The organism is Proteus sp. CA142267, assembly GCF_003336825.1.
GTDB classification, from domain to species: Bacteria; Pseudomonadota; Gammaproteobacteria; order Enterobacterales; family Enterobacteriaceae; genus Proteus; species Proteus terrae.
On sequence record NZ_QPMG01000001.1, the window covers coordinates 1,128,068 to 1,140,545 of the forward strand.

Genomic DNA, 12,478 nt, shown 5'->3' on the forward strand with positions numbered 1-12,478 from the left:
CTTTAATCACTAAAGCAACAAATCAATTAATAAGATTTATCTTTATTATAAATACGTATTAATAAAACACACCTTAATTACATTCTGTTTCAATTATCAACACTAATAAATATTAATTTTTAATAAACTAATTGTAATAAGTTTTGTTAATTATTTAGATTGTAAGGTGTTTTAAATGAATATAAAAATGTTTGTTATTTCATTGTTATTGGTTTCTTTTGGCGCACAAGCATTGATTATTAATGAAAATAATCCACCCGAGTATCAATCTTTTAAATCAAATTATTCTGATATGATTGAGTTGGCTAATAAATCACGTTTACCACATAGAATATTCTATACTTCACCAAGTACAGGCAGAAATGCACTATGGTTTGATGCTGTAAAACATGGTGATTTAAATGAAGTCAAAAAGATGCTTGCCAATGGCCAAAATATTGAAGCAAAAGACACGGGAAGCTTAGAACAAACAGCTCTAGGATGGGCTGTGTTTATTGGTGATGAAGAGATGGTAGAATACCTTATCTCTCAAGGTGCAAGCCTTTGGGCTACGGATAAAGACGATGTTTATAATGTTTTTAAATCAGCGATCTTAGGAAATAATGTCAATGTGGTAAAAAAAATTCACGACCTAATGAGAAGCGATATCGAACTCAATAACCAAAGAGTAGAAGACGATGGTGAAACATTTATTATGATTGCAGCCAGAAATAATCGTCTTGATACCGTAAGATACCTTATTTCTAAAGGTGCAGATGTTAATCTTGTTACTACAACGCAAGATAAATCATTATTTTCTTATAACCACAGTGCGTTAAGTTATGCTTGCCAAAATAATCTAAAAGATATGCAGAGACTGTTGATCAGAAACGGCGCTATAAATCATATAACAGGTACAACATCCTGCCATTAAATACACAAAAGCCATCCTATAATAAGATGGCTTTTGTGCTATTAGTCATTGAGTTTTGAAAAATAGAATTTTAATTAAAACAACTAAAAAAACGATTCAATATATTTATCAGAACTCAATATAAACAATATCCTAACACTACATTTAAACTACTTTCTTCTTTCTAAATATAACTATCTCACTTGGCTGTGTTATCGACTGCTTATCTTCAAAAACCATAAAATCTGTTTTCTTAGCTTCTAAGATAAGACTTTGAGGTGTGACACCAAGTATATAAGAAATAGCAATCAATTGATCTACTGTTATTTTTAAATGCCCATCTTCTAATTGAGAATAATGTAGCATACTTATTCCCAATCGTTCAGACATCTCATTTTCTGTTATTTTCAATTGTCTTCTTATCATTTTTATTCTATTCCCAACTTTGGTGTTAATCATCCCTTTACTCTCCTTTATTCATTAGATGATTACATCGATAAAACACCGAATTATAGTTTATAAACCATCAAACCATAAACTGAAAATACTTAATCATTAGTTGTTGGATAACCGTAACATTACTTACTTTTACTAATTCTGTTAATAAGGTTATTCCGATATTTAAAATTTAAAATAATTTACATTTCTATATGTTATTTTAACATACATCAAATTTAGAGTAACACAATAGTATTAAATATCGAATATATAATTAGTAAATATCAATAAGTTAGATGATTTTTAGTTGTCATTTTATAGAAAAAGAGATATTTACTCTAAAAACCATAGATACAATCAATGGTTTTTATGTGGGATTATTTATTATTAATAAACAATAAATCTTATGAAAATATATTGGTCATTTATTAGATGAAATAAATTTAATATTTATAATATTTTCATTCTTTAGTTTTTTATAAAAGTAAAATTTAATAAAAATAAAAAGCCTGATTCCGATTAAATATCGAAATCAGGCTTTGTTAGCCACTTAATAAACGACCCCAACTTTATGGAGTCCCTTCAAATTTGAAGGCTTTTTCTAAACTATATCGATTAGAATCTGTAAAGGCTAAATGGTTTTGGATCTAAAACAGGTTTTTTACCAAGTAATAAATCAGCCGTTAACTCCGCTGATACTGGGCTTTCTGTCATCCCCCAACCTGTTGCAGTATTAATCACTAAACCTGGGTACTCTTTAACTTCTGAAATAATTGGGTTCTCATCTGGTGCGATAGCCATTGCACCACTCCATTGATCAATTAATTTCGATTCTTTAAAGGCAGGGAATTCTGCTTTTAATTTTTCTAATGAAGCATTTAGCTCAGGTAAATCTGGCAATGCAGTCATATTTCTAAACTGTTCAAACGGAGAAACTTCATCTAAGTTCCAATGTGTTGATTGCATAAATGAATTGATTAATTGTTCATTTAAAGAAATATGCACAGGGAAATCAGGTAGAGCTAATAATGGCAGATATTTATAACCGTAAGTGAAGGATTCTTTCACTACTGGCGCCACAATAACACGAGGAGAGGTTGCATAAGTACCATCAGCTTGTTCACGGAAGAAAATACCGCCTGGTAAGGCGACGTTACCACCCGGTGCCGTTGGTGAACCACTGATTAACTGTTGAGACTGATATGCAGGCAGTGTTGGCACATCAACATTGAGATTTTGCATAAATAAGCGTGACCAAACACCACCCGCAACAACAACTTGAGAGGTTTTGATTGCACCTTTCTCAGTGACAACATCAGAAATCACACCAGCTTGTGTTTCTAAGCCACGAGCCGCGCATTGAGTGTAAATTCTAACGCCCATTTTTTTAGCGTATTCAGCCATAACGAAAGTTGCAACTTCTGGATCGAAGCTACCTGAATCTTCTTCAAAGCCTGCAATTTTCCAATCTGTTGTCGCGCCACGAAGACGTTGATTTAATTCAGCACCTTCAATAATTCTGGTTTTAAATGGAATATCTGAGCCAACATTCTTACTTCTTTCATCAATCCATTTTCTTACGTTAACTAAATCTTCTTCATCAAGAGGAACTTCAACGCGACCTTGTGTACGATAAGTAGTATCAACACCTACTTTTGCATTCATTTCACGCCAGCGATGTTTGCCCAAATGGTGTAATAAGAACGTTTCATCAGGCATTTTATAGCTAATCGCCTGACCATAGAATCTTGAAGATTGCTCACCGGCGATGTTACCTTTCTCAACGATCACAACAGATAAACCACGTTCTACAAGGTTAATCGCTGTCATAATACCAAGAATACCAGCACCAATAACAACAACATCAGCTTGTTTTGGTAAAGCACCTTCAGTGCCTTCAACAAAGCCATGTCTTGGCGTACCCGGAACAAAGCGCCCTTCGCGAGTTAACATTGGTGTCAAAATACCCGCACCAGCAGCGACAGCCACTACTGTTCCACCAATGATAAATTTTCTTCTAGATATCGCCATTTTACACGTTCCTTTTACTCAATGAATTATTAGCATTAAAACAATAACGATATCTTATTTCATTTGTAAACTATTAGTAAAGTATTTGTAAATCCTTTCGTCTGTTTTTTTCTTAAAAATCCGTACTATTTAATTTACTTATACAAACAAGGGAATTAATTATCACTTTGTTTTTTATCGATTATTTAAGCACACTAAGTAAAATGAGAACATATTAAACTAGTTGTTTTCTTGGTTTTTTCATCAAAATATAAAATTTTTCACTATTAAAGACCTACAAACCATTTGTTAAACATAGGTTGATTACACATTAAAATTACAAATAAACAAGCTGGATAAAATAAATTGGTTAACAAATAATCCACAAAATCACTAATGTTACTAAAGCAATAAATTGAGCACATAAAAAGGAGATAATGATAAGAAACATAACAAGGGACTGGTTATCCGATGGTGATTCAGAAGGAGATAATTGGAATTACCACACTTAAGATCATATTTATCTCTTTATATAACCAAATTTTAAGAAGAGAAATAAAAAAATATTGAGTTAAGTACTCATCTATTTATAACAAATTTATTTTATGTGAGAATTCATCTAAATAAAAAATAAGGAGCAAAAGAAATGGCTAAAATTAATAATAGTGCAAAAGAAAAAGCCTATGCGGTAGCCCTTTCTATTGCATCTCGAACTACATTCGATCCCAATAGCGTCACAGCCTCTAAGAGGCTAGCTAAAAAGCGCTCAGCACAACGTTCAACTAATGACTTAAATAAAATGTTTTCAAAAGCTTCTCTACTGTTATTAAATAACTACATAAAATTAATTAAAACACTAAACAACTCACTAATATCAAAAATAATTTTCAGAATAAGTTATATGTAAACAATTATCATATTTATAAACCTCAAGATATTGCTCACTATTTCTTACTTTAGGATTTCCATAATAAACTGGAAAATCTAATTTATCGGTATACTCTCTTAATTGTTGATATGCCTTATTCCAATCATTAATAAGACAAAATGTCACACTACCATCTCTAAATCCTCTATCAATAATGCCATCACCAGTAAAAAAATAATCATTTGATATTCTAGGTACTGATTTAATTACAGAGGAAGTATTAAGATAATAAGAAAAAATATTATATTCAGTGTAGGTGTAACCTCTTTCTTTTGTATTTTTAATATCTTTTAATATCCCAAAAATAAGAATGGAAAATAAAGTCAGTAGAAATAAAGTGATCCAATATCCTTTTTTCATATTTTCTTCCTACTATCTTGGTATTATTAATGCTCTATTTGAAACTTTATCACAGTAGCTCTATAAATACTGAAATACCGTGGCTTTTTGTGCTTAAATAGAATTGTATCCTATAAATGCATTGAACGATAACGTCAAGAATATAAATTCTATCAAAACACATATCTCATTGAGTGGATATAAGATCACTAAATTTATATGAAACGTTAGTGCTTGCCTGATGGGATTTAAGGTTCGTTATAATGGCACAGAAAAAGCACGATTAAATATAATACTTAAACAGTGGCAACAAGAGCAACGATTAGTGATCCACTGCCCTGAACTTGCAGCTGGGTTACCAACGTCCAGAGCCTCAGCAGAAATATTAGGATCTGATGGTTATCAAGTTATGCAAAATAACGCAAAAGTGATTGAAAACACGGGTAACGATGCAACTGCACATTACCAACTTGCAGCATGACTTGCTTTGCGCACAGCTTTAGATTCTAACTGTATCGTTGCCCTATTAACCGATAAAAGTCCAACCTGTGGTAGCCAATATATCTACGATGGCAATTTTTCTGGTGTGACAAAGCAAGGTGAAGGTGTTGCAACGGCCTTATTACGTCAACATGGTATAAAGGTATTTTCTGAAAATCAGTTGGGTGAATTAATTGATTGGGTAGAAAACTGGGATAAAGAAAACACTATTTTATGATAAAAATCTGAATAGCTAATGACTCAATCAAATAACCAGTTAAAAAACATTAACTTATTCTTATCGGATACGGATCATCATCCATTGTTTCAAACAGGCTCTGCAAAATGGAGCCTTCCATTCTCACTAACCTCCAATTAACTCATATTATTCTTATTCAACACTCTTATTTCGTCATTAACAAACAAAAATACTGCTAAAGACTAATGTAATTTATCTAATTATTTGATTTAGGTAAAACGGTTTAAATCTTTTAATAAATAAAAATCGATAGATAGCGACTATTAATAATCTATTTTTGATCGTTTATATCGATCTCTAAGTATTTTTACGGTAATCTCTTTTAAAAAGAGGGATTAATATGAGTTCAATTAATATTGTTGTAGGTCAGAGAATTAAACAGAAAAGAAAGCAATTAAAAATAACAGGTATCGAGATGGCAAGAAGGCTTGGTATCAGTCAGCAACACTATTCGCGTTTGGAAAATGGGCATCTTAAGATAACCGTCGATCAGCTTATTGCTATTGCTTTAATATTAGGAATATCGCCACAAAGTTTGTTGATTACACCCGAAATAATGTCACCAATGCTAAATGCTTGGGCTGAAACAACTTTGTCATCAAATGAAATTGTTGTTTCAAGAAATAAAAAACGCCGTAATCTTAGATAAGAATGCAATAATATTGTTTAGCGCTATCTGATTTAATATTTAAACTATTTTAGTTAAAGAATATCGCAATTTTTCATCTTCTTTTATTTAAATAAAATCTCATCTATTTATAAAATCAATCGCTTGATTTATTGTTAAAATAAATAATCAATTGTTAATATCTTTCGGAATTGAATATTTTAATCGAAGTTCTGGAGTATTAGATAATTTTCGATTAGATCCTTCCATCAAGTAAGCCGCTATTTCTTCTGATGATAAATCATCGACCTCTTCAATATTAAAATACTCATCTGGCCAATAAATAAGATCTGAAGAAAAGGATTTGAAGTTTACTTTGAGTAACTTCATTGCATAGGAATGTTCAGATTCACTGCCTTCATCTAAACATATAAAATCAATAATATTAATTAACTCTTCATAAGTCAGGTCATCTAAATATTTGACCTGATTAAACGCTATTTTTGTAAACTCTTTTGCGCTTGTCCAAGAATTATAATCACGAAAATCTGAAAATTCACAAGGTGTTACTACTTGTGTGTTCCAATTTGTCATCATGATTTTAATATCAGGATCGTCTTCAGTTGCACCATTATCGATTTTATTAATTATCTTCCGTAGTAAATCGATCAACTCATTAAGTTTAGCTTTACTTCTTTTTATTGGTTTCAATCTGTTAGGTAAAGACATATTTTATTCCATTTATACTGTTTTTATTAAATTAGTATATCTTAATATAGTTTTTATTAGCTATTCTTTAACTGTTTAGTTAAAACTATTATTATTTAATCCTCCATTCCAACTGTTTTTCTCTAAAATATTTTTACTATTTAAATATTAAATTCCGTTATTAGTATGTCTATTAATTGCATCTCATATCAGTAAAATAGAGATTAATTAAATCAACATTCCATTAATAGTACAGCAAAGAATAAGGAGATGGAAAATATAGAAATGGTAATTTTATTGCAGATAATGAAACATCGACCAGAAAGAACAAACGCATTATTGCTGAACGGATTAATGAGGCAGGCTAGAAGGTATGCTCATTTAGCACCAAACCATTTGACAGAGCACGCACGTAAAATTGATGACGTTTTTAATGATAACGACACAAATACGACACAAAGCAAAAACCAAGTTGGATTAAAATTAGCTTAACTCATTGATTTTAAATGGTACGCCCTACAGGATTCGAACCTGTGACCTACGGCTTAGAAGGCCGTTGCTCTATCCAACTGAGCTAAGGGCGCCTAGAGGAACTTAGACGTCAGCAATCACTGCTGATAACGGGTGTGAATTATACGTTCAACATTCTGAGAGTCAACGCTTTTTCAACGATATCAAACTATATGGTCAAAATATGGCAAGTATTCGACTGACAGATTGCTCTTGATCTGACAAAATAGACCAATACCGTAATTGAATAATTTGGATGTATAGATGTCAGCAAGAATTATAGATGGGAAATCGATTGCGCAGACCATCAGAAGCGAAGTTGCAGAAAAAGTAAAACAACGTATTAATGCAGGAAAACGAGCACCTGGTTTAGCTGTTATTTTAGTGGGGGATAACCCAGCATCACAGATTTATGTTGGAAGTAAACGCCGTGCTTGTGAAGAAGTAGGATTTATTTCTCGCTCTTATGATTTACCAGATACTACCAGTGAAGCTGATTTATTAAATCTTATTGACCAGCTTAATGCAGACAACACCATTGATGGTATCCTCGTTCAGCTCCCCTTACCTGCCGGAATTGATAATGTTAAGGTTTTAGAACGCATTCATCCTGATAAAGATGTGGATGGCTTTCATCCTTACAATATCGGCCGCCTATGCCAACGAGCACCTAAATTACGCCCTTGCACACCTCGTGGTATTGTTACACTACTAGAGCGTTGTAATATTCCTATGAATGGCTTAAATGCCGTTATTATTGGTGCATCAAATATTGTTGGTCGCCCGATGAGCTTAGAACTATTACTTGCGGGTTGTACAACAACGGTTACTCACCGTTTTACTAAAGATCTGCGCTTTCATGTTGAGCACGCGGATTTAGTTGTTGTGGCGGTAGGTAAACCTAACTTTATTCCTGGTGAGTGGATTAAACCGGGTGCAATCGTGATTGATGTCGGTATAAACCGTCTTGAAAGTGGTAAAGTTGTCGGGGATGTTGATTTTGAGGCAGCATCTCAACGTGCGGGCTGGATTTCTCCTGTACCTGGTGGTGTAGGTCCAATGACCGTAGCCACACTTATTCAAAATACTTTGCAAGCATGCGAAGAGTACCACGACCCTGAAACAGGAAATAATTAATCGATGGAAACATTTCAATTAGATGGGCACGACTATGTCGAGCTTTGTGATTTATTAAAACTTCAAGGTTGGACTGAAAGCGGAGCTGCTGCTAAAAGTGTCATTGCTGAAGGTTTGGTGAGTGTTGACGGAGAAGTTGAAACCCGTAAACGCTGTAAAATTGTTGCAGGGAAAGTGGTCACCTTTGGTGAATTTTCCGTTAGCGTCAGCAAATAATCAGCAAATTAATTAAAATTGAAAAAGCGTCGCTATCTCAGCCTCGCTTTTTTTCTTTTTAATCCTTTTTTATCTTTAATCTGCATTTTCTCCCTTTTTTTTCTTATTTAATCATATTCTAAAAAAACAAATCAACATAACTCATTGAATTAAAATAAAATCACAAAATTTAATTTAATATATTTAAATTTAGATCATCATTTTTAAGCCCATCTATGGTTATAATCTCCTTTCACAGTTCAGCAAATTGTACATTTTATAAAAAAATAGATAAAAAGAAGTGCTATAAGTTATTATTTTATATATGGATAACACTTTTCAACCATTACTGTAAAACTTCAGCAACAACCCTTTTTATTGATATTTTTATCCGTTTATTCATGTTTAAATGCCCTTAAGTGTGATTTAGATCTAATTTATTTCTACTTTCATTAGGCAAAAGAACATTGTTTGTACTAAATTACAGGTTATAATTTGAAACGATTCAGCCTAATGGTACTATTTTAGCTGTTATTTTGTAATATTTAAGTCTTTTTTGCCCTTTATCTAACAGGAGATTTTATGCTCGGCTTACCCACTCAAGGTATCTTTGTCTTTGCTAAATTACAGCAAAAATCGATGCCTGTTCTTTTATTTAAGGTAAGGAACTAGCATGAAACGCAGAGTAGCAACCATCACACTTAACCCTGCATATGATCTTGTTGGTTTAAGTAATCCCATTGAACTTGGTGAAGTTAATCGTGTTAAAACGGCTGGCTTCCATGCTGCTGGTAAAGGCATCAATGTGGCTAAGGTTTTAAAAAGCCTTGCCGTTGATGTTACTGTTGGCGGTTTTTTAGGTAAAGAAAACCAAGATGGATTCCAAAAAGAGTTCAGTGACTCCGGTATCGCTAACCGTTTTCAAATGGTTGAAGGACGTACTCGTATTAATGTCAAACTCACAGAACCTAATGGCAAAGTAACTGACTTCAATTTTTCAGGTTTTGAAATCACAAAACAAGACTGGACTCGCTTTGTTAACGACACGCTAAGTTGGGCGGGTCAATTTGATATGATTTGTGTCAGCGGTAGTGTTCCCCCGAGTGTTGATCTCAATGATTTCACTGCGTGGATGACACGCTTACGTAGCGAATGTATGTGCTTGATCTTTGACAGTAGCAGAGATGCTTTTGTCGCAGGATTAAAAGCCTCTCCTTGGTTAGTTAAACCTAATCATCATGAATTAGAGATTTGGGCAGGCAGACCTTTACCTGAACTTTCTGATGTTGTACAAGCGGCACAAACATTGCGTCAGCAAGGTATTGCTCATGTTGTTATTTCATTAGGTGAACAAGGTGCTATGTGGGTAAATGCATCAGGTGCATGGATGGCAAAACCACCTAAATGTGATGTTGTAAGTACAGTTGGTGCTGGAGATTCAATGGTGGGTGGTTTAATTTATGGTTTAATGATGCGACAAACCAGTGAGCATACCTTACGTCTAGCAACTGCTGTTTCTGCACTTGCTGTAAGCCAAACCAATGTTGGTATTCACGATCGTGAACAATTAGCAAAAATGATGGCAGAAGTAGAATTAACCCCTCTAAAATTATGAGTAATAACACTTGGTGGTAAATCGAATAATATTAAGTAGAATTACCACTACCTTCATTAAATATATTAACGCTATGTTATAAAACTCTAAAATAGAATCTCTTTAATTGATTAATATTTTTTTATTATTAAATCAAACTTTATTTTTTCTATTTATTCGATAAACTTCACTTTAATAAAAATTGATAAAGATATTCTAAAGCCAATAAAAACTTATTTCTGTTTTTAGGAGAAGTTATGGAAAGGCCCATAGTGCTTTTATGGATCCAAGTTATTTCGGTATTATTTTTAGGTGTAAGTTTATTTATATTAGTTGCCGGGGCACCAATTTATTTATTAGCAATGGCAATGGGTGGCGGTCAAACAATGCTAGTGGGTTTTTTAATCATGCTGTGTCTAATTATAACGATGATAATGCAAGTTACAGCATGGATAAAACTAGCTAGAAATAGTAGAAATGCTTACTCTTTTTTGAAGATTTCATGGGTATGTTTATCTATTTCGCTCTTTTTTATACTTAGTATTTCGATGTCATTAACAAATATGTCAGAGATTAGCTTTGTTATTTTTTCTATTATCGTAATCTTAACGCATCGACTTTTTTTCTCTGAAAATGTGATTTCTTATTTTGAAGATAAACAAAAAGATAGCGAAAGAGAAACTAGTATTATTAGTAAATAAATTAATCATCAGACAAAAAAATATCGGATATTTAATATCCGATATCTTTATATTAAACACGTATTAAGAGTAACCACTCAATCATTGTATTAATTATTACGACGCCAAACTGTTCCTTGAGGACCATCTTCTAAAACAATCCCCATCGCTGTTAATGCGTCACGAGCAACATCAGCTGCTACCCAATCTTTATTTTTACGAGCATCATTACGCTGCTGAATTAACGATTCAATTTTTTCAACTTCACCAGCATCATCTGCTTTAGCACCACTTTGTAAGAAGAACTCAGGCTCTTGCTCTAATAAACCTAATACTTTAGCAAGCTTACGTAATACCGCGGCTAAGCCATTCGCTGTATTCATATCAACTGATTTTAGGCGATTCACTTCACGCGCTAAATCAAACAAGACTGAATAAGCTTCTGGTGTATTGAAATCATCGTTCATTGCGTCAATAAATTGCGCTTCAAACGTTTCGCCCCCCACAGGTTGTGCATCTGCATCAGTGCCACGTAATGAAGTATAGAGGCGTTCTAATGCCGTACGAGCCTGTTTTAAGTTTTCTTCAGTGTAGTTAAGTTGACTACGATAATGGCCTGATAATAAGAAATAACGCACAGTTTCAGCATCGTAATAAGCCAATACATCACGAATAGTAAAAAAGTTATTAAGTGATTTAGACATTTTTTCTTTGTCTACCATCACCATACCAGAGTGCATCCAGTAATTAACGTAAGGGCCATCATGGGCACAAGTTGATTGTGCAATCTCATTTTCATGATGAGGGAACATTAAGTCTGAACCACCACCATGAATATCAAAATGATGTCCTAATTCTTTACCATTCATCGCAGAACATTCGATATGCCAGCCCGGACGACCTTCTCCCCAAGGAGACTCCCAGCTTGGTTCACCCGGTTTAGACATTTTCCATAAGACGAAATCCATTGGATTGCGTTTTACGTTAGCCACTTCAACACGAGCACCGGCTTGTAGCTGCTCTAAATCTTGGCGAGAAAGTAAGCCATAATCAGGATCAGTATCAATCGCAAACATCACATCGCCATTGTCGGCAACGTAAGCATGTCCACGTTTAATTAACGCTTCTGTTAATTCAATAATTTCAGTAATATGGTGTGTTGCACGCGGCTCTGAATCAGGGCGAGCAATATTTAATGCATCAAAATCTTTATGCATTTCAGCTAACATACGAGTAGTTAATTGCTCACATGTTTCATTATTTTCAATCGCACGTTTGATGATTTTATCATCCACATCCGTTACGTTACGAACATAGTTAACATCGTATCCTAAGTAACGCAGATAACGGGTTATGGCGTCAAAAGCCACAAATGTACGCCCATGACCAATATGGCATAAGTCATAAATAGTGATGCCACACACGTACATACCTATTTTTCCTGCATGGATAGGTTTAAATTCTTCTTTTTGGCGAGTGAGAGTATTAAAAATCTTTAGCATCAGTGGACGTTCCCGTTTTCAACTGTACGTGTTTATTACGTTTTTATATAAAAGAAAATAACAACTACTATAGCATGATATTAATAAGGATATTGGATCTTGCAGCCAAAGCAAACGCAAGATTAGGGTTTTCATCTTACTCTGCTTAACACTTATTTTCACTGTTCAATCGTTGATAGTGAACAATCAAACTTCTATT

12 protein-coding genes, 1 tRNA gene and 2 pseudogenes are annotated in these 12,478 nt (G+C 33.5%); 9 read left to right on the forward strand and 6 right to left on the reverse strand.

From position 1 onward, the window contains the following. The first annotated feature begins 175 nt into the window (after positions 1–175). Positions 176–913 carry an ankyrin repeat domain-containing protein gene (locus tag C0T34_RS05200; RefSeq protein WP_192940909.1) on the forward strand — a complete coding sequence of 246 codons (738 nt, stop codon included), beginning with the start codon at positions 176–178 and terminating at the stop codon, positions 911–913. Between the two features lie 144 nt (positions 914–1,057). Here C0T34_RS05200 and C0T34_RS05205 read toward each other — a convergent pair whose 3' ends face one another. Together C0T34_RS05205 and C0T34_RS05210 are read right to left on the reverse strand one after the other, a co-directional pair. Beyond that, the gene (locus tag C0T34_RS05205) at positions 1,058–1,351 is read right to left on the reverse strand and encodes a helix-turn-helix transcriptional regulator (RefSeq protein ID WP_098942106.1); all 294 of its coding nucleotides are present in this window, start codon (positions 1,349–1,351) and stop codon (positions 1,058–1,060) included. A gap of 594 nt (positions 1,352–1,945) precedes the next feature. Beyond that, positions 1,946–3,361 (reverse strand): FAD-dependent oxidoreductase, encoded by a 1,416-nt coding sequence (locus tag C0T34_RS05210; RefSeq protein WP_075674162.1) that lies wholly within the window; start codon positions 3,359–3,361, stop codon positions 1,946–1,948. Positions 3,362–3,986: 625 nt separating this feature from the next. On the opposite strand from C0T34_RS05210, the gene C0T34_RS05215 reads away from it, so the two are divergent. After that, complete coding sequence (locus tag C0T34_RS05215) at positions 3,987–4,247, forward strand: hypothetical protein (protein ID WP_098942105.1); 261 nt, start codon at positions 3,987–3,989, stop codon at positions 4,245–4,247. On the opposite strand, the gene C0T34_RS05220 is transcribed toward C0T34_RS05215, so the two are convergent. Beyond that, positions 4,215–4,628, reverse strand: a complete 414-nt coding sequence (locus C0T34_RS05220) for a hypothetical protein (RefSeq protein ID WP_098942104.1) — start codon at positions 4,626–4,628, stop codon at positions 4,215–4,217. The two genes, C0T34_RS05215 and C0T34_RS05220, sit on opposite strands and share 33 nt — an antisense overlap. Before the next feature lie 217 nt (positions 4,629–4,845). Between C0T34_RS05220 and C0T34_RS05225 the strand changes: the two are divergent. Then, positions 4,846–5,325: pseudogene (locus C0T34_RS05225) on the forward strand (DUF523 domain-containing protein). Between the two features lie 361 nt (positions 5,326–5,686). Next, the gene (locus C0T34_RS05230; protein ID WP_075674159.1) at positions 5,687–5,995 is read left to right on the forward strand and encodes a helix-turn-helix transcriptional regulator; all 309 of its coding nucleotides are present in this window, start codon (positions 5,687–5,689) and stop codon (positions 5,993–5,995) included. A gap of 147 nt (positions 5,996–6,142) precedes the next feature. Here the strand turns inward: C0T34_RS05230 and C0T34_RS05235 are convergent, their stop codons facing one another. Beyond that, positions 6,143–6,682: a hypothetical protein gene (locus C0T34_RS05235; protein ID WP_109849790.1), complete on the reverse strand. Its 540-nt coding sequence runs from the start codon at positions 6,680–6,682 to the stop codon at positions 6,143–6,145. 345 nt (positions 6,683–7,027) lie between these two features. Between C0T34_RS05235 and C0T34_RS05240 the strand changes: the two are divergent. Further along, positions 7,028–7,153, forward strand: a pseudogene (locus tag C0T34_RS05240) (integrase); the annotation flags it as partial. Positions 7,154–7,168: 15 nt separating this feature from the next. Here C0T34_RS05240 and C0T34_RS05245 read toward each other — a convergent pair. After that, positions 7,169–7,245, reverse strand: a tRNA-Arg gene (locus C0T34_RS05245). 190 nt (positions 7,246–7,435) lie between these two features. On the opposite strand from C0T34_RS05245, the gene folD reads away from it, so the two are divergent. From folD to C0T34_RS05265, 4 genes are all read left to right on the forward strand, one after another. Further along, positions 7,436–8,308, forward strand: coding sequence for a bifunctional methylenetetrahydrofolate dehydrogenase/methenyltetrahydrofolate cyclohydrolase FolD (gene folD / locus C0T34_RS05250; RefSeq protein WP_075673948.1), 873 nt, complete (start codon positions 7,436–7,438; stop codon positions 8,306–8,308). Between the two features lie 3 nt (positions 8,309–8,311). Further along, on the forward strand, positions 8,312–8,524 hold the full coding sequence (gene ybcJ / locus C0T34_RS05255) for a ribosome-associated protein YbcJ (RefSeq protein WP_023582608.1): 213 nt from the start codon (positions 8,312–8,314) through the stop codon (positions 8,522–8,524). 652 nt (positions 8,525–9,176) lie between these two features. Further along, positions 9,177–10,118 carry a 1-phosphofructokinase gene (fruK, locus tag C0T34_RS05260; RefSeq protein ID WP_109849791.1) on the forward strand — a complete coding sequence of 314 codons (942 nt, stop codon included), beginning with the start codon at positions 9,177–9,179 and terminating at the stop codon, positions 10,116–10,118. A gap of 236 nt (positions 10,119–10,354) precedes the next feature. Further along, positions 10,355–10,798 (forward strand): hypothetical protein, encoded by a 444-nt coding sequence (locus tag C0T34_RS05265; RefSeq protein WP_098942102.1) that lies wholly within the window; start codon positions 10,355–10,357, stop codon positions 10,796–10,798. An 89-nt stretch (positions 10,799–10,887) separates the two neighbouring features. On the opposite strand, the gene cysS is transcribed toward C0T34_RS05265, so the two are convergent. Next, positions 10,888–12,279 (reverse strand): cysteine--tRNA ligase, encoded by a 1,392-nt coding sequence (cysS, locus tag C0T34_RS05270; protein ID WP_098942101.1) that lies wholly within the window; start codon positions 12,277–12,279, stop codon positions 10,888–10,890. Between the last annotated feature and the right edge of the window lie 199 nt (positions 12,280–12,478).